The 17,796-nt window shown below is 34.9% G+C and carries 16 protein-coding genes; 8 read left to right on the top strand and 8 right to left on the bottom strand.

The features are described from left to right. The first annotated feature begins 85 nt into the window (after positions 1-85). A complete protein-coding gene (locus tag AACH21_RS00790; RefSeq protein WP_338482580.1) occupies positions 86-208 on the top strand; it encodes a hypothetical protein in 123 nt (40 codons plus the stop codon). Between the two features lie 124 nt (positions 209-332). Here the strand turns inward: AACH21_RS00790 and AACH21_RS00785 are convergent, their stop codons facing one another. After that, positions 333-1,088, bottom strand: coding sequence for an SDR family oxidoreductase (locus tag AACH21_RS00785; protein WP_006279711.1), 756 nt, complete (start codon positions 1,086-1,088; stop codon positions 333-335). Beyond that, positions 1,075-1,890, bottom strand: a complete 816-nt coding sequence (locus tag AACH21_RS00780; protein WP_006279712.1) for a YihY/virulence factor BrkB family protein — start codon at positions 1,888-1,890, stop codon at positions 1,075-1,077. Before AACH21_RS00780 ends, AACH21_RS00785 begins: the two co-directional genes overlap by 14 nt. 135 nt (positions 1,891-2,025) lie before the next feature. Between AACH21_RS00780 and AACH21_RS00775 the strand changes: the two genes are divergently transcribed. Next, positions 2,026-2,355: a TrbC/VirB2 family protein gene (locus AACH21_RS00775; protein ID WP_338482578.1), complete on the top strand. Its 330-nt coding sequence runs from the start codon at positions 2,026-2,028 to the stop codon at positions 2,353-2,355. A gap of 693 nt (positions 2,356-3,048) precedes the next feature. Here the strand turns inward: AACH21_RS00775 and recF are convergent. The 3 genes from recF to AACH21_RS00760 form a co-directional block, all read right to left on the bottom strand. Then, positions 3,049-4,146, bottom strand: coding sequence for a DNA replication/repair protein RecF (gene recF / locus AACH21_RS00770; RefSeq protein ID WP_338482577.1), 1,098 nt, complete (start codon positions 4,144-4,146; stop codon positions 3,049-3,051). A gap of 16 nt (positions 4,147-4,162) precedes the next feature. Further along, positions 4,163-4,630, bottom strand: a complete 468-nt coding sequence (gene bcp, locus AACH21_RS00765; protein ID WP_006279715.1) for a thioredoxin-dependent thiol peroxidase — start codon at positions 4,628-4,630, stop codon at positions 4,163-4,165. Between the two features lie 189 nt (positions 4,631-4,819). Further along, positions 4,820-6,238: a HAMP domain-containing sensor histidine kinase gene (locus AACH21_RS00760; RefSeq protein ID WP_338482575.1), complete on the bottom strand. Its 1,419-nt coding sequence runs from the start codon at positions 6,236-6,238 to the stop codon at positions 4,820-4,822. 66 nt (positions 6,239-6,304) lie between these two features. Between AACH21_RS00760 and AACH21_RS00755 the strand changes: the two genes are divergently transcribed. The 4 genes from AACH21_RS00755 (at position 6,305) to AACH21_RS00740 (ending at position 9,334) form a co-directional block, all read left to right on the top strand. Continuing rightward, positions 6,305-7,480 (top strand): aspartate aminotransferase family protein, encoded by a 1,176-nt coding sequence (locus AACH21_RS00755; RefSeq protein ID WP_065094478.1) that lies wholly within the window; start codon positions 6,305-6,307, stop codon positions 7,478-7,480. Positions 7,481-7,494: 14 nt separating this feature from the next. After that, positions 7,495-8,001, top strand: a complete 507-nt coding sequence (gene rimM / locus AACH21_RS00750) for a ribosome maturation factor RimM (protein ID WP_006279718.1) — start codon at positions 7,495-7,497, stop codon at positions 7,999-8,001. A gap of 62 nt (positions 8,002-8,063) precedes the next feature. Next, positions 8,064-8,630, top strand: coding sequence for an elongation factor P (efp, locus tag AACH21_RS00745; RefSeq protein ID WP_006279719.1), 567 nt, complete (start codon positions 8,064-8,066; stop codon positions 8,628-8,630). Positions 8,631-8,638: 8 nt separating this feature from the next. Continuing rightward, positions 8,639-9,334, top strand: coding sequence for an inositol monophosphatase family protein (locus AACH21_RS00740; protein ID WP_006279720.1), 696 nt, complete (start codon positions 8,639-8,641; stop codon positions 9,332-9,334). A 118-nt stretch (positions 9,335-9,452) separates the two neighbouring features. Here the strand turns inward: AACH21_RS00740 and hemA are convergent, their stop codons facing one another. The 3 genes from hemA to htpG form a co-directional block, all read right to left on the bottom strand. Beyond that, positions 9,453-10,661, bottom strand: a complete 1,209-nt coding sequence (gene hemA / locus AACH21_RS00735; RefSeq protein WP_338482574.1) for a 5-aminolevulinate synthase — start codon at positions 10,659-10,661, stop codon at positions 9,453-9,455. A gap of 64 nt (positions 10,662-10,725) precedes the next feature. Continuing rightward, positions 10,726-13,491 (bottom strand): hypothetical protein, encoded by a 2,766-nt coding sequence (locus AACH21_RS00730; protein ID WP_338482571.1) that lies wholly within the window; start codon positions 13,489-13,491, stop codon positions 10,726-10,728. Positions 13,492-13,539: 48 nt separating this feature from the next. Then, positions 13,540-15,435 (bottom strand): molecular chaperone HtpG, encoded by a 1,896-nt coding sequence (gene htpG, locus AACH21_RS00725; RefSeq protein WP_338482795.1) that lies wholly within the window; start codon positions 15,433-15,435, stop codon positions 13,540-13,542. A 787-nt stretch (positions 15,436-16,222) separates the two neighbouring features. Between htpG and AACH21_RS00720 the strand changes: the two genes are divergently transcribed. Then, positions 16,223-17,179: an IS5 family transposase gene (locus tag AACH21_RS00720; protein WP_338482570.1), complete on the top strand. Its 957-nt coding sequence runs from the start codon at positions 16,223-16,225 to the stop codon at positions 17,177-17,179. Between the two features lie 107 nt (positions 17,180-17,286). Next, positions 17,287-17,796: a DNA-3-methyladenine glycosylase gene (locus AACH21_RS00715; protein ID WP_236515117.1), complete on the top strand. Its 510-nt coding sequence runs from the start codon at positions 17,287-17,289 to the stop codon at positions 17,794-17,796.

Genomic DNA, 17,796 nt, shown 5'->3' with positions numbered 1-17,796 from the left:
TGAATTTTTATTAAACCTATTAGCTAATTACTTTTAGGCTTGACGCATAACTGTACGAACATTGCAATTTGCGTGGCAGATTCCAGTGCTTGACACACAGCTGTACAAACATTCATTTTTGAAGGTAAATTGCACAGCAAATGATGTCATCCCAGTCTGGGATCCAGAAAACTTAACTTTAAATAAGTGGCTGCATAATAAAGACTAGATTCCAGACTGGAATGACACCATAGAGGCACTGGGATGACATCCTTCCTAGTGGAGATTACTCTCAAATCACAATGTTCATACAGTTGTGGGCTTAACGGTATCTTTGCAGATACTATGGTAATTTATTCGGGAGATTTGCTGAGCGGTAAGATTTTTCCTGATATGCTGCAGTCTTCAGAAGCTAATTCCACAAATTTATCTGTTAGTTTATCAGGTGACACCAATTCAGATCCAGGAAATGCCTGCTCACTACCCACAGGTCCTTCCGTGTATACAGCATTTACACATAATTTTGTATGTTTTGTCTCGGATGCATATATCTGCACCATTATTTCTAGTGCAACTTTACTTGCAGCATACGGCATCCAATATGGATAAGAGGAAGGAGAAAGTGTCACTTCTGAGGTCATGAATATCGCTCTTCCAGCATTAGACTTTTTTAGCATTGGATCTAAGTTTTTTAGTAAGTACCAATTGGCAGTAAAATTTGTATTCATTACGTTCTGTAGCTCTTCAATCTCACAGTCATGAATGGGGTTCAGTTTGCCTAAAATTCCAGCACACGCAACTAATATATCAAGTGCTCCAGATTCTGATAATTTCAGGCTTTCTATCATGTTTGTCAGTATCTTTACATTCTCAAAGTCTAGAAGATCAAGCTGAATTAGTTTCACAGAGCCTTCTTTAAATTCTTCAAGCTCTTCAATTTCATTATATAGTGGCTTGAGATTATCAAGAGATCTTGAAATCAGAATCACACATGCACCTTCTCTTATAAACCTTTTTGCAACAGCAGAGCCTATTCCACCTGAAGCTCCGGTGATTAAAGCTACTTTACCTTCTAACTTACCCATTTCTTTCTCCTTAGCGAGATCCATTGAAATATTTTAGCTGAAAATTGAATTTTGCTCCATATATAAAAATCAAACTTAGCATATAAAAAAATAGTAATGACACTACCACACCACCTAAACTTCCATATATCAAATCCAGTTGGTCAAAGGAAGCTTTTAAGTATTGCTTAAAAGCTGAAGCAGAAATCGTCCAAAGAATAACAGCTACACAAGATCCAGGAAATACGTCTGATAAATTTTGTTTTATGTTTGGTAACATAAAATATAGCCAAGAGACTACTGTGAAAAGTACAAATTCAATAAGTAAATACCTAGTATAACTTAGCCCCTGATAGGAAAAATCAATTAGCATTGGTACTAGTGTAGAAAACACTATAGTTAGAGTTATAATAAGCGTGATTACTAAAAATTGTAATATACTTAGTACTCTTCTTAATATATAAGGCGGCGAAACCGGAACTTTATAGGCCTTATTGAGTATTGTTCTAAGCCCTTCAATTGTCGATGAAGCGGTCCAAACAGCACCTACAATTGCTAAAGTTAGTAAGCTTTGCGGCGGGCCTGATATTATCTCCCTAATACGCGGCATCAAAGATGATAAAATATCCTGTGGCATGTTATCAATGATAAATACCCAGCCAATGTTGTACTGGTCTAAAAAATTTGCGAATGTTGACGCCACAGCCATTAAAACGATGAGAAAAGGAAATATTGATAACAGAATTAAAAATGATAAATACCCTGCATGCTCCACTCCATCATTATGAATTGTGTCAATCAAAGCACGATAAAGGCAATAAACGATGCTGTAAAATTTCTGTAGCACTGTAATATAAACGAACCAAGAAAAGTATTCTAAATGAAATAAAGGATACTTTTAAGCAAAAAATCCTCACCATTTACTTAAACTTAATCAATGTGATAGATAATCAAATATGAAACAGAAATTATCGGAGGCATAATGAAAAATTTTCTTCTACTTGTAGCTTTAATTCTCTCCTTTGCGTTTGATGCAGGTGCTCTTCCTACAAGTACTACTTTTGTTGATACAGATGATACAACATCATTGGTGATATGCAATATAATAGGCTATACTCATGGCATAGGTGGACCAATGATCACAATAGTGATCATTGGTGCAGCGTTGCTTGCAATATTCGGCAGAATGCCGTGGCCAGCGCTTTTTGCACTCGGTGCATTCACTGCTGTGTTTTTTGGCGCTCCTGTAGTCGTTTCAAAAATAACACCAGGAGGTGTGATTTGTAAAAACGGTGCAGTAGTAGATAGGTAATAGAAATTGTTGGAGGCACAAACGTAGTTTTCTTTACTTGAAAGTGGTAAGTTTTACCACTTTCAGTGTCTATGACTACCTAATAAATTCTCTTTCTGTAATCATATCAGTTAAAGTCTGGATTCCAGCGCCACGCGCTAGAATGACAAGGCTTATCGTCATGCCGCCGCATACCGTCATACCGCGATTCATTCGCGGTATCTCATCAGCTAACAAGCAGCAGGATGACGGTTGTCGTTTAGCTATAAATGTTTAAGAAATTTACCAAATGAAAAAAAAGGCAAAAGAAGCCCCATGGTGGTTGGCTATTTACTATGTACTAAAATATCGGCGTTTTTTTATTCTAAAACGCTTGATTAAGAGCGATTTAGCTGCTTTTAACTTGCAACTAACCTACACCGCAAGTGTTTAAGAAATTTACTAAGCAGGAAAAAAGGCAAAGAAACCCCGTAGTAGCTAGCATTCAAATTCTCCCTTGTCAATTTGACGTTTTTTGCTGTCTTAAACGCTTTGTAAGCGCGTTTCGGCTTATATAGGTAAAAACCTAAAAATTTTTAAAGACATGCGATGCACGTAGTGCGAAAAATTAAACATGAGACGCCAAATACCCTAAGTTTTTTGTCATTAACCTGCACAGATTGCGAAGATAAATAAATAGCTTCAGTTTCATGATAAGAGGGCTGGCGGAGTTTGTCAAGTAGGTTTTGCATTTAATTCATTTGATAATTCAAAAAACTTGAAAGAATAAAGATAGCTATTGAAATTATCTTGATTTACATCAGTTATCCAAGTTTGACATTGAATACTTAACACTTCCTCCATTAACGCCTTTCTGTAATGTTTATCCAGATGAGACATTATATCATCAAGTAGAAGAAGTGGTGCCTTATTGTAATGAATACACCTTGCTTTTACACTGGATAAAATAATAGAAAGCAGTAATAACTTTTGTTCTCCAGTGGAGCACAGATTTATTGGTACGTTTCTTTTTTGACAAAAAACCCGAAAATTATCGTTATGCACACCAAAGGTTACTCTACCAGTCAATGAGTCTTTTTCTCTGTTTTCCTTTAGACGATTCTGAAAATATTCTGCAGTATCGTTCAAAGTTAGCTGGCTGCTGAATTTCAAACTTGCCTTCGGAAAAAGCTCACTGGAATGGTTATCAATTGTGTCTTGTAGTGTCTTTAAAACAGACGATCGCATACGTAAAATACTAACTGCATTAACGGCCATTATGTTTTCAAGACTAGAGAGCCAGTTTTTGTTCAAAATGTTCTCCCTCAATAGTTTACTTCGCTCATGTTTAGCTTTTCTATATTTCATGTAGCAGCAAGTGTAATTTTCCTCAAACAGTGAGACTATACGGTCTAAAAATTTTAATCTGTCACTTGGAGAATTAAGAAGAACATAGTCCATTTGTGGAATCAGCCATATTACATTGGATATCTTATACAAAGATGAATAACTCGATTGCGTTTTTCCATCAATTTGTATTAGTTTCTTATCAAAACTCTTTGCGATACCAATTGAATTAAAATCCATTCCATTAAAAAAATCATAGTGCACTATCCAATCTTCATTACTGAATCTATTTTGTATCTCACTGGCTTTTGCTTTTTTCATTCCATTGCTTTTAGCAAGCAACGAGATTGCTTCAAGTATATTAGTTTTACCAATACCGTTTTTGCCAGTTATTACAACTGAGCTACCATCTGAATCCAGTTCAAAGTTTGAGTGGCTACGAAAATTATGTAATTTCAGCTTTTTTATGTAGCAATGGGTAGCCATTAACCTATTCTTTAGTTTATATTCTCTTTACTTCTTCCAGAACCTCATCAACATGTCCACTAACTTTTACATTTTTCCAGATCTTCACTATTTTACCTTTTTTATCTATTAAAAAAGTAGTGCGTTCTATTCCCATATACTTTTTGCCAAACATACTTTTCTCTACCCAAACACCATATTTTCCCAACATTTCAGCATTCTCATCAGAAACTAAAGAAAACGGCAGAGAATATTTTGCTTTGAAGTTAGTGTGACATCTAACACTATCTTTTGATACACCAATTATCACTGTGTCAAGGAAAGAAAAATCATCTATTTTATCTCTAAAGCCTTTTGCCTCCATTGTACAACCCGGAGTATCGTCTTTAGGATAAAAATAAAGAACTACATTTTTTTTATCAAAAAATTCACTCAGTGATAAATTTTCACCAGAATCTGTTGGTAAGCTAAAATCGGGTGCATTATTTCCTACTGCTAATTCCATACCTTGCTCCATTAATAACACTTCTATCTATAGTAGTATATTGTAGTCAGAGTATCAAATTTTATATATAGCTAACAGATAAGATTCTTGATGGGGGCTTATTGATGAATTTCTGCCTACCTTCTCGGCTTGCCTCTTTTGATAAAGTGTGGTTTTCGTCTGATGTAAGGCCATATCAAATAGATCCTATTAAAAATCAATCGAATCTTCACATGTTTGTTCTTCATAAAAGAAGTTCAATGTTATCGTAGTACCAAGTTTTGCTTCACTTTTAATGTCAAAAGTTCCACCCATTAACTCTACTAATTTCTTGCTTAGCGGCAATCCGATGCCCGTACCTTCGTTTCTATACCCCGAATCTGCTTGGCCAAAAACAGACATAACTTTATATATGTCCTGCTGCATTATCCCTATTCCATTGTCATGAAACTCAATAGTTAATAAGTTTTTTTCTATATTTTCTTTTACCACCATTCTTATTAAACCACCCTTTGGGGTAAATTTGATTGAGTTTGATAATAAATTTATTATAACTTGTTTCATTCTCTTAGGATCTGCAATAACTAATAATTGCTTATTAGGTATCTCTTTTTTTAAATTAATCTCAGTTTCCCTTAATTTAGGTAATAGCATATTTATGCATGAATCAATTATTTTGTTCAGGTTAAACTTCACTTTTTCTACTGTTAAACTACTTGATTCAGCTTTAGAAAAATCGAGCACATCGTTAATTAAAGCAAGTAAATGCGTCCCTGCATTATATATATCGTCTGCATACTCCTTGTATTGAGAGTTATCCATTGAACCTAAAGTTTCATTTTTGATCAACTCTGCAAATCCAATAATAGCATTAAGAGGTGTGCGTAACTCATGTGTAACGCTTGCAAAAAACTTTAGCTTGTTTGCATTTTCTTGCTCTAATGCCTCTTTTATCTGCTGTAATTCAATGTTAGTTTTATCTTGCTTGGCCGGCATTTTGGTATTAGAAAAGTGCAAATAGAACATTATTAATATTAAAATTATTAATAATAAGCCTAAAAATAGGCCATATGCTATAACATAAGAATTATTGTAGCTTCGAAGAATCTTCAAAAAAAACGACGGTTTAGCGCTATTTTCATGGAATATAGGGAAAATAGAAGTTAATGTATTTCCTGTAGTATAAAATATTTCTTGGTTACTTAATAGTTTATCAATTTCATCGTTTGTAAGTAACTGTTCATAATCATAATCTTGAGTGTTAAAATTACTGAATATTATTCTGCCGTTTTGATCATACAGTATTAAGCTGAAATCCTTTACTTTGCTCACTGATTGTAATAATTCAGCACGTAGTTTTACTAGTTGGTTTATGTAGTCAAAATTTTTGTATTTAATGTGATGCTTTTCTATTAGTAAATAATGGTATTTTTTTATTATGCCATTTTCCAGTACGCTTTTTAAGTTTACACTTGAATCACGGTAAGAAGAAAGGAAATTACTCCTTAGTAAATAATTACAATATATCACACTGAATAAAATCATAAAAATTGATGAGAATAATGCGATAACTTTTGTGTATTTGTTTTTCCCCAGTGCAGAAAACATTAATTTACCTATCTTATACATATCCTTACTCATTGCGAAACAACGGCTTTTATGTTATTAATAATAAAATTTAGCATATAATATTTTATGACAATTTCTCCTATTTTGCCAGTTTATTCTCCTGTTAATATAAATTTTTCTCATGGCAAAGGTATCTACCTATATGATGTTGATGGTGAGCGCTACGTAGATTTTCACTCCGGAATAGCCGTTAGTAGCTTAGGTCACACTAATTCGCGATTAATTAGTGCTCTTAAATTGCAAGGAGAAAAATTATGGCATATATCAAATACCTATAATATACCTGCTGCCAATAATTTTGCAGAAAAATTAATAAACAATAGTTTCGCTGACACTGTATTTTTCTCAAATTCTGGATCAGAGGCAGTAGAATGTGGACTTAAGATTGCTAGGATCTATCAAAATGGAAAAGGCAATAAAAATCGTCACAGAATTTTAACATTTCATGGTGCATTTCATGGAAGAACCTTTTTAACTTGTGCTACAAACGATAAACAGAAATTTTCTGAATTACTAAATCCCTACATTGATTGGTGTGATAACATCGAGCCCAATATTGAGAGCGTAAAGAAAGCAATTTCAAGTGGTATAGGCGTTATATTAATAGAACCAATACAAGGGCAAGGTGGTATCAAAGTAATGAATGAAGTCTTTATGAAAGAACTAAGAAGGCTGTGTGATGAAAATGACATATTGTTATTTTTTGATTGCGTACAATGCGGTGCTGGTAGGACAGGAAAATTATTCGCATACGAACATATAGGAGTGGAACCTGATATATGTGCTCTTGCAAAGGGAATAGGCGGGGGGTTTCCGCTGGGGGCTTGTCTTGCAACTGAAAAGGCTGCTAAATATATGGCAGTTGGTATGCACGGTTCCACTTTTGGTGGCAATCCGCTTGCAACCTCAGTAGGTAATGCTGTGCTCGAAGAATTGCTCAGCCCCGGCTTTTTGAAAAATGTTGAAATTAGAGGTAAATACTTAAAAAATAAACTAGAAGACTTAGCAAGTAAATTTCCAATAATAGAGGAAGTAAGAGGGAAAGGGTTAATGCTTGGAATAAAAGTGAAAGCAGACAATCAAAAGTTTGCAGAAGAGTTAAGTCATCGCGGCTTGCTTACTGTTGGGGTAACATCAGACAACGTTGTGAGAATTTTACCTCCACTCATTATCACTGAAAAAGAGATTGATGAAGGCATCGAGATTTTGACTCAATATTTATCTGAGAAATCTTCTGATTAGATACTTGCATTAATATGAACGACAATCTGGTATGCTTAGGAATTATTACCTCTCCTCACGGAATTAAAGGAGCTGTTAAAGTAAAAACCTTTACTGAAAAGCCTGAAAATATCTCCTTATATGGTAAGCTAATAAGTGGTGATGAGAATTATAAAATAGACTCAGTATCCGTCATAGGTGATAATTTAGTAATAGCTACAATAAGCGGAGTAAATTCCCGTAATGAAGCAGAGCTTTTAAGGAATAAGAAGCTATATATAGAAAGAAGCAAGTTACCAGAGCTAAATGATGAGGATGAATTTTACCAAAGTGACCTTGTAGATATGGAAGTAAGGCTGAAAAGTAATGAATTATATGGCTATGTAAAATCTGTGTATAATTTCGGCTCAGGGGATATATTAGAAATTTTAGTTATCAGCACAAAAAAACGTATTATGCTGTCTTTCACTAAAGAGATATTTCCACATATAAATATAAAGGGGAGGTATATAGTATTAAATATACCAGAATTTATTGACTAATAAAGACTTTGATATTTATATAAAGCTATTTATAATTATAAGATCAAATTGAAAATGTAATTATGGCAGAAAGAGCTAACGATATCAGACCAGGTCAGGTGTTGGAACATAACGGCGGATTATTTTTGGTTGTAGGTATTATGCATACTCAACCTGGTAAAGGTGGTGCATACATACAAGCCGAAATGAAAAACATCAAAACCGGAGCAAAACACTATGAAAGATTTCGTTCTGATGCAACAATCAGAAGGGCAATTTTAGATGAAGAGGAATATGTTTACCTTTTCACTGAAGGAAACATTGTAAATCTTATGCATCCAAGTAATTACGAGCAAATCACTATAAATTTGGACTTATTGGGAGAAAAAAAAATTTATTTACAGGATAACATGAAAATTAAAGTTGTAGCTTATCAAGACAAAATAATTTCTGCGCATGTGCCTGATTATGTTACACTTGCTGTGAAAGAAACAGAGTCTGTTATTAAAGGACAAACTGCTACTGCTTCTTATAAGCCTGCAATTTTGGAAAACGGAATGCGCGTTAACGTGCCTCAATTTATAAAAGAAGAGGATAAAATTGTAGTATATACTCCAGGTGACAGCTATTATGAAAGAGTGAAAGAGTAAAAGGAAGAATGTCCCTCTCATCACCACGAATTAATGTGATGCTTGATTCTGTGCGTAATGCTTCCAAGCAGCTTATGCGCGATTTTAATGAATTGCAAATTTCTAATGTTAAATCAGCAGACTTTATTAATAAAACTTATTCAAAATCCAAGCAAACCATATACGATTGCTTGCACGACTACAAACGAGACTATGGTTTTATTTTTGAAGATGATACTGATCAAGAAGTAAAAGATAACACTTATACCTGGTTTATTATGCCTATAGAGGGCAGGGAGAACTTTTCTAGTTGCATGGTTTATTTTGCAGTATCAGTCTGTCTCATTCATAAAAATAAAGTTGTGGCAGCTGTAATTGATGCTCCGGCTCTTAGAGAAACTTTTTGGGCAGAAGAAAAGAAAGGTGCTTTTCTTGAGGATTTTAGATCTCGTCATGTAAAAATGCGAGTGAAAAGCCGTGAAGGGGGTCTAATAGATGTAAGTGGTAATTTGTTAAATAAATTGCTGCCTGGCAATAGTAATGTACGCTCCATAGGTTCAACAATTTTAGGCTTTGCATACCTTGCGGCAGGAAGGCACAGTGGAATAATTTACTCTGGAGTTAACAAATATAAAGCCTTGCTCGGTAGACTTTTTCTGCAAGAAAGCGGTGGAAGGCTAACGGAAGACAACGGGCTAATCATTGCTGGAGATATAAAACTATAGCTAAAGTAATTTATGTTTACCTACAATTTGATAAGCGTAAAACTCGTCATTCCGCTACTTGTTAGCGGAATCCATGCTGAGATATCGCAAATAAATCGCGGTATGACGTAGGGCTGTACTAGCTATAGCATAAGCAGGCTACAGAGATAGACAACTTTTCGAAAACTTTTACAAGAGATTCTGTTAAATGCTCTATCATTTCATCGGTATGATAAGGTGTAGGGGTAATACGGAAACGCTCAGTTCCTCTTCGAACTGTCGGGTAATTTATATGTTGAACATATATTCCATACTCATCAAATAATAATTTTGATGCTTTTTTGGATAACTCTGAGTTGCCAATTATTATTGGAATTATATGAGTTTCTGTTGGAATGAAGTTAATTCCTGCATTTCTCAGTGAGTTTTTTACTTTTTCAACGACTTGCTTTTGCTTTTCCCTTTCAATGTTGCTCGATTTTAGGTGCTCAACGCTTGCCTTTGCTGCCGCTGCTAAAACAGGCGACATAGCAGTGGTAAAAATAAATCCTGGAGCGGAACTTCTTATTACATCTACCAAGCTCTTTGAAGACGCTATATACCCACCCATCACTCCAAAAGCCTTTGATAGTGTACCTTGAATAACGGTTATTCTATCCATCAGACCTTCTCTTTCTGCAATTCCGCCACCATGTGAACCATACATGCCAACTGCGTGCACCTCATCCAAATAGGTAATTGCATTATGTTGATCTGCCAGGTCGCATATTTCTTTAAGCGGAGCTACATCACCATCCATTGAATATACGGATTCAAGTGCTATTATTTTTGGTGTCTTTTTGTCTATAGACTTGAGTAACTGCTCTAGATGATTAACATCATTGTGTTTAAATATATGTTTTGGCCTTTTTCCTGATTTTATGCCTTCTATCATCGAAGAATGGTTCTTCTCGTCTGAAAAAATTACTACGCCCGAAATAACAGATGATAAAGTGCTAAGTGTTGTCTGGTTAGCGAGGTAGCCACAAGCAAAAGTTAAAGCAGCCTCTTTTTTATGCAAACAAGCTAAGGATTTTTCAAGTTCAACAACCTCTTTTGTTGTACCAGATATATTTCTTGTTCCTCCAGCACCAACAGATGAATTTTGGATAGCGGCAATTACACTCTCATTTTGTGACATTCCCAAATAGTTATTACTGCACCAGACTATTACTTCCCTATTTCTTTCATAGTCCATAATGTGGGGGAGCCTACCTGGTAATGACGCAAAGTGCGTAAATTCACGGTAGCGCCCCTCATCTTTTATATCTTTTATTTTATTCAAGAATATTTCTTCGTAGTTTACCAAGTCCTTATTTACCGATAATTAACATAATTATAATAAATTATTAAATGGTAAACTACTATATTTATTATACATGTACGGCAGTAGGTACTTTCCCCGTGTTGAAAGATTTTTCAACCTCGTTGTTTTCAACTTGGCTTTTAGGTGTACAGCAGTATATAACTGCAGCAGCAACCAGACAACAAGCTCCAACTGCTATTCCTGCAGCTAGCATTTCCAAATAAACTGCAATAGCTACTCCTGAAACAACTCCAGCTACTGCTAACGTCCATGTAGCTATGGTAGGCCACTTACTCTTTTGCGTATTTTGTGTTGCAGTAATAGAGGTTGATTGATTGTTTATAGCACTAGTTTTTTCTACTGCTGCAGGCTTTTCCTTACTGTTAATAACACCTCCAATTGTAGACACATTGTCAGCATTCGAAGAAACTTCACTTACCCCCAACTTCTTTTCACAACCCGTAATTTCTGGAGTTGTGGTAAGTGTACTATTGCTTCCGGTATTATTAGAACTTGTAGATTGGTCTCCTGAATTTGGCAAATCGTTGTTCAGTGAAATATTAACATTACCTTGTTTTGTATTATGGTTTTTAATTTCTTTTTTAACTTCTTCTACTTTACCCTTAAAGGGACCTTCTTTATTTTTTACATATTGTAGTACAAGAGTAGGAGAGTTACTTTTTAGAATATTTTCGAGTTCTTCTCTTGAGTTAGTACTGGTTTTGCTTATAAGTCCATCAATCTTTTTCTTAACAGGACTGGCAAGTTGCTTAACACCTTTTTTTCCGCTGCCTTTTTTGATTTCACCCTCCTCAAAATTATTAATTAAAGGCTCCTGCGTTGAAACCCCTGTGTTATTTAAGATAGCATTTTCTTCCTCCCCTGCAAGAACATTTTTTTCTGTCTGTTGACTGCCAGCACTTTTGGATTTTGGGTTTCTTTGACTGCTTGGTTGATTGTTATTCTCTTCATTTACTACAGCCGTATCGCCTTTTATAACAGGTGATACTGCATTATCACTGCTGCTTCTTTTATTAACTTGTGTATTCGCTTGTGTCTGTATATTTCCTTTACTGGAAGTATTGATTAATTTACTACTTTCTAACAAATTTCTAATTAGATATAGATGACTCAAAGTATCTCTATTTTTTTGATACTCATTACGAGTCATACTTGGAGAAAGTTCCATACTTATTTTTTCAAGCTGTTCTGCAATTACTGGTAAAGCTTTCTCAAATTCTTCCTTGCATATTGCCTGAAGAGCTGCGAATTTTAGGTCAACATGCTGACATAAGGGTACAACAACTCCATAACTAGCTTCTTTTATTGCATTTCTCAGTATATTTTGTATGGTTTGCCTGACTACTTGCTGTTTATTATTGAGTATGCTTTGATAAATTTGAACATGAGCTAGAACACTGACTATAATGTCTTGACTTTCAGTATTAGACAATGCAATCAGAATTGATTCATATATTTCATCAAACTCGTTGTTTTTAGATTTATGATCAAGATAATTAATAACATCATTGCTGCATTTAGCACATTTTTCACACAAGTGCTCGATAAATGCAATATTACCAGCATCCAATGCAGTTTTCAGAATTAAATCATAAATTTCTTTTCTGCCACGAGCTCCTATGTTTTTCAGGATTTGTTGCCCTAGTATTGTAATAACTTTATCATCTGCAAATGCTTGTTCATATACATCGTAAATGGCACGATCTGCACTATTAGTGTATCGTTTGCACAGGTATTCAATGACAGATGTGTGTTCCTGGCTTATCGCAGTTTCTAACAAGGTAGCAAAGCTCTTTTTTAATAACTCTTCTGTTGAGGCTTTTTTAGTTAGCTCATTAATATATCTTTCAAATGCATCTAGCACTATCGTGATGAATTCTTCATTTTTGATCAGAGACGCTGTTTCAAGCACACCATACAAAGGATCAGGTTTACTTGTTTTTAACACCTGTCCAAAATCTCTTAAAACGTATTCGACAAAAACTGCATTTAATAATTCTTGCTCTTTTCTTAATGCTATAACTGAGAAAAAGCCAATCTTATTGGATTGGCCAAGTTGTATGGATTGATCTTTTAATTTATCATAAATCCCATCAGTATCATGGAATCTTCCTATAAAAGCTTTAACGTATTCTTGACCACCAACAAGTACAGGTAAAAGACTTAAATTTCCTTCAGCAAAAAGAAAATCCTGATATTGCTCTACTAGCTTGTCATTAGCTGCAATTGCCAATAGTACCAATTCTTTTACTGAATAATCATACTTGAAACCCTCTTGATCAAATTTATATTGTGATAGTACATTTGAATATATATGTTGATGGTTGCTTCCGTTTTGTAACTCCAAATTAAGTTGATTTGAACAGAAATCTTTGAGATTTTCATTATCCAGCGTAATAGACCTGCCTTCATAATCTTCAATATTTTGTACAACCTTGTCTAATTCTTCACAATTATCTTCTTGTATAGCTTGATTTAAGATATTTATAATCTCAGCAAAAGTTAAGTTTTTAGGAATGATACCATATGAATCTTCATCTTTTAACTCTACAGTAAACGACCTATCACAACCATCAGGAAAGTTTGCAAGTATTGCATTCTCTAAACTTAGATCTTCAGGGGGTGTGCTACATGGAGTAGCTGGTATCTCTTGACTTTCGCTATCTAAAACTTCAAACTCTTCTTCAATACCTGAATCTTCAGAATCTGGTTTTTCAAAACCATGCCAACTTTTGATTAATCTTTCAGAATTTGATTGGCCCTGTGAAGTTGTATCTTGTGATACAAAGTCTCTAAAATTGGAACCAAACATGTTTTACCTCCTAACTAGCAGCTAAGCTAAGCTAAGCTAAGTATAGCATTAAACAGAAATCTTGCCAAGCAAATTATTCAGTCTCTTAGCAAAGCTGCTCGCGTCATCCATCTCTTCGCCTTCCACGATGCAAGCTTGGTAAAACAATAAGTGAACCATGTCCTCCAATGTTGGGTTTTCACCACTTTCAGCATAAGATTTCATTATACTCTTTATTACAGGATGCTTAGTGTTAATTTCAAGCACCTTTGGCGTGCGGTAATTTAGCTGCTTTTGTTCACGCAAAAAACGCTCCATGCGAAGATCCATAGCACCTTCATCAACCGCTAGGCATACGGGACTATCAGTCAATTTTTTGGAAATTTTTACGCTTTTTACTGAATCTCCAAGCACTGTGGTAAAATATTGCAATATAGTTTCCTCAGTTTTTTCTTCATTCGATTTGTTTTCTTCATTTTTCTTATCTTCTTCTGAAGAGAATTTTTCCAAATCAACATCAGCGCGAGTCACAGACTTAAACTTTTGATCTTTATATTCATGAATTACACTAGTCCAGAAATCATCCACTGGATCAACGAACAGAAGAACCTCCAGCCCTTTACTGACGAACCCCTCAAGTTGCGGACTGTTTTTCACTGAATCGAGGCTATTTCCGGTGAGATAATAGATATGTTCCTGCTCAGGCTTCATTCTGCTTATATAGTCATCAATGCTGACTAATTTCTCATCACCAGTACTATGAAATCTGCAAATTGAGAGTAGTGCTTCTCTCTCATCAGTTGGCATAGCTTCACAAAGACCTTCCTTTAAAACTGCACCAAAATTGGTCCAGAATTTTGTATATTCCTCTAAATTCTCTTTTGCTTTTCTACCGAGCTCTGATATCACGCGCTTAGTGAGGGATTTTCTGATCTGCTCAACAACACGATTATTCTGCAACGTTTCTCTGCTGATATTAAGAGGCAAGTCCGGTGAATCAACAATACCTTTCAAGAAACGTAAATACTGCGGTATGATCTGTATGTTATCTTCAGTGATAAATACTTTATTTACATATAACTTCACAGAGCAACGTCTATCTGGATGGAATAAATCAAAAGGTTTAATAGAGGGAACATAAAGCAAATTTGTATATTCTATTGCACCTTCATTTTTATTATGCAATATCATCCAAGGCTCCCCGCCAACGTGGGCAACACTGCGGAAAAAATCGTTGTGCTCCTCTTGAGTAACGTCATTTTTTGGCTTAGTCCAAATTGCAGCCTTACTGTTTAACTTTTCACTTTTTCCTTCTTCATCTATGAATTCAACAGGAAAATTTATATGATCAGAGTAAGTAGTGACAATGTTTTCAACACGAAATTTATCTAAAAACTCACTCTCTTCAGGATGCATAATGAGCGTAATTTTGGTTCCGCGAGGGACTTGATTATCTGATTTACTTATTGAATATTCTCCATCTCCCTTGGATTTCCAGACCCAAGAATCCTCCTCTCCAGCTTTTCTTGATTCTACTATTACTTCTGATGCAACCATAAAGCATGAGTAAAAACCAACACCAAACTTCCCAATCAGCTCCACAGTTTGGCTTGAATCCTTGCTATTCTTAATCGCATCCAAAAACTTTTGCGTACCAGAGCTTGCAATTGTACCAAGATTGTCTATTAAATCCTGTCTATTCATTCCAATGCCATTATCAGTGATATATAGCTCGTTCTTATCTTTATTGGAGCTGATAGTGATTTTTAATTCGTTACTCAAATCTAGCAAATTAGGGTTTAGTTGAGATTCATAGCGCAACTTATCACATGCATCTGATGCATTTGATATTAATTCACGCAGAAAAATGTCTTTATTGGTGTAAAGTGAATGAATCACTATATTCAGTACTTTCCCTACCTCAGCGTCAAATTTTAAATTTTCAGTTTCTTGTACATTATGCATTTTGAGCTCCATTATTTGCCTACTACCCTAATAATTTAAGTATTGAATCACGATCTTTCAAGGTCACGTACACCAAAATTAATGTGGGTGTAGTTATTATGACACCCAATTTATGGGATCTCTTGCATAACAAACTTTTGGCAGCGCATTGGATGAAACGAAAAACTTACTTGACACCCTTCGCCAGCCCCCTTATCATGAAACTGAAGCTATTTATTTATCTTCGCAATCTCTGCAGTGGATTAATGACAAAAAAACTTAATGTATTTGGCGTAAATCATGCTTAATTTTTTGCACTATGTGCACCTCATGTCTTTACCAAATTTCTAGCTACACAAGCTGAAGTACGCTATTTAAAACATCAAAAAACGCCAACTTAAAAAATGGATAGTGAATAATTAGCTACCCTAGGGTTTCTTTGCCTTTTTTTCTGTTTAGTAAATTTCTTAACGTTTATAATTTAGATTAGTTGCGGCTTAAAAGCGGCTGAGTCACGGTTATTAAGCGTTTAGAATAAAAAAACGCCATACTTGAAAGTATAATGTAAGTAACTAGCCAACCATCGGGCTTTTTTTGCCTTTTTTTTCGCTTGGTAAATTTTTTAATACTTAGATTAGTTGCAATTTAAGAGACCAGAAATGGTCAGTGCTTGACACTGGAATAACGTCCTCCTTTGTTATCCCAGTGCCCAGACACTGGGATGGCTTTGTTGCATAGCAACTGAAAAATCTGGTGGCTACTGACAAAATTCATTATAAAATAGCCATTTAACCTTGAAAGAAAAAATATGCCACAAAAAATGAGGGTCAGTAACCATAGCGAATATAACAAATTTCTAGAAAAAAGAGGAAATATTTTTCATTATATCAACGAAGCCATAGAAAAGTGGTACGAGAATGGTCCAAAAATACCAGGTGGCAACAATATTTATAGCGATAAAGTTGTAATTTTGGTGCACATAATAACTTGTTTATTTAGAATAGGCCTGAGGCAAACAGTTGGGTTTATAGCAGGATACCTTGAGCAAATTGGGAAAAATTTGCAAGTTATCAGCTATTCACAATCATCAAGAAGGTTTAAGAAACTCAATATTAAGATCAATGATTGCAGAATTGATAAAAATAATATGGAAGATATCGAAATTGCTATAGACAGTACAGGAATTAGTATATACAACAACACTCCTGGTCATAGCAAAGAAAATAGCGAAGATAGAAAGTATCGCAGCTATGAACAGACAAGAAAATTGCATGTAATGTTGAATACAAACAGCAAAAAAGCCATAGCTGTAAAATACAGTAACGGTGTCTACTCTGATCACTATGGAGCTTGTGATTTGCTAAAAGAAGTCGATTTTCAGTATGTCATAAAAGTACTATATGCAGATAGGGCATATGACAGAGAAAAGCTCTATAAGCCGTGTAATCAATATGGTATAAAAACGAAAATTCCTCCGAAAAACAACGCAGCAGAGCATCTAAAATTGGATTATATGCTTGATAGAAATGCCGCTATTCAGTTAATGAAATTACATGGTGAGAATGGTATAAAAAGATGGAAAGAAGAAGTAAATTACGGAAAAAGATCGTATATTGAAGGATTTTTCTCAAGGTTGAAGCGAATATTTGGGTTTAGTTTTAGGAGCAAATCTGAAATTAATCGTGAGAAGGAACTGCTACTCAAGTGTTATTTGCTTAACAAATTTATTGAAATAGGCATGGCTAAGTTTGAGATAGCTTCATGAATTTATTGTACGTTACCTACTATCCGAAGAGCGATGCAACAAAGCCCACTGGGATCCAGAAATTCTTAAACTGAATTCTATATAGAACCTCAGAACAAAAATAAAAAATGGGTAGCACAATACTGCCAAGAAATTTCTACGAACGCCCAACTTTGGTTGTAGCCGGGGAGTTACTAGGAAAGATGCTGAAATTTTCTAACTTTAGTGGAATAATAACCGAAGTTGAAGCCTATATAGGAATGAATGACCCAGCTTGTCATGCGGCAAGAGGCTATACTAATCGAACCTCAGTAATGTTTGGTGTGCCGGGGTTTTCGTACGTATATTTTATATATGGAATGTACTACTGTTTAAACATTGTAACAGAAGCAGAAGGGTTCCCAGCAGCAGTGTTAATACGGGGATTAAAGCTTATTGAACCACTTGAAGCAAATTTAGGTGGACCAGGAATATTGTGCAAAAGATTAAATATTACAAAAGAACATAACAAACAGGACCTTACTATAAGCCACGAATTTTGTGTTTATGAATCCCACCTCAAACCAGGTTATATTTGCACTCCGAGAATCGGAATTAGTAAAGGCCAAGAGAAATTTTGGCGGTTTAAGATTTTCTAA

Origin of the sequence: Wolbachia endosymbiont (group A) of Ophion costatus (genome assembly GCF_963969245.1) — a bacterium.
Taxonomy (GTDB): Bacteria; Pseudomonadota; Alphaproteobacteria; order Rickettsiales; family Anaplasmataceae; genus Wolbachia; species Wolbachia pipientis.
This window is presented reverse-complemented; position numbering and strand designations above follow the sequence as displayed.

Bases quoted from the DNA above. Each gene is read 5' to 3' on its own strand.
- AACH21_RS00720 (WP_338482570.1), top strand. From the start codon at position 16,223: ATGCCACAAAAAATGAGGGTCAGTAACCATAGCGAATATAACAAATTT.
- htpG (WP_338482795.1), bottom strand. From the start codon at position 15,435: ATGCATAATGTACAAGAAACTGAAAATTTAAAATTTGACGCTGAGGTA.
- AACH21_RS00785 (WP_006279711.1), bottom strand. From the start codon at position 1,088: ATGGATCTCGCTAAGGAGAAAGAAATGGGTAAGTTAGAAGGTAAAGTA.
- recF (WP_338482577.1), bottom strand. From the start codon at position 4,146: ATGGCTACCCATTGCTACATAAAAAAGCTGAAATTACATAATTTTCGT.
- rimM (WP_006279718.1), top strand. From the start codon at position 7,495: ATGAACGACAATCTGGTATGCTTAGGAATTATTACCTCTCCTCACGGA.
- AACH21_RS00775 (WP_338482578.1), top strand. From the start codon at position 2,026: ATGAAAAATTTTCTTCTACTTGTAGCTTTAATTCTCTCCTTTGCGTTT.
- bcp (WP_006279715.1), bottom strand. From the start codon at position 4,630: ATGGAATTAGCAGTAGGAAATAATGCACCCGATTTTAGCTTACCAACA.
- AACH21_RS00730 (WP_338482571.1), bottom strand. From the start codon at position 13,491: ATGTTTGGTTCCAATTTTAGAGACTTTGTATCACAAGATACAACTTCA.
- AACH21_RS00740 (WP_006279720.1), top strand. From the start codon at position 8,639: ATGTCCCTCTCATCACCACGAATTAATGTGATGCTTGATTCTGTGCGT.
- AACH21_RS00760 (WP_338482575.1), bottom strand. From the start codon at position 6,238: ATGTATAAGATAGGTAAATTAATGTTTTCTGCACTGGGGAAAAACAAA.
- efp (WP_006279719.1), top strand. From the start codon at position 8,064: ATGGCAGAAAGAGCTAACGATATCAGACCAGGTCAGGTGTTGGAACAT.
- AACH21_RS00715 (WP_236515117.1), top strand. From the start codon at position 17,287: ATGGGTAGCACAATACTGCCAAGAAATTTCTACGAACGCCCAACTTTG.
- AACH21_RS00755 (WP_065094478.1), top strand. From the start codon at position 6,305: ATGACAATTTCTCCTATTTTGCCAGTTTATTCTCCTGTTAATATAAAT.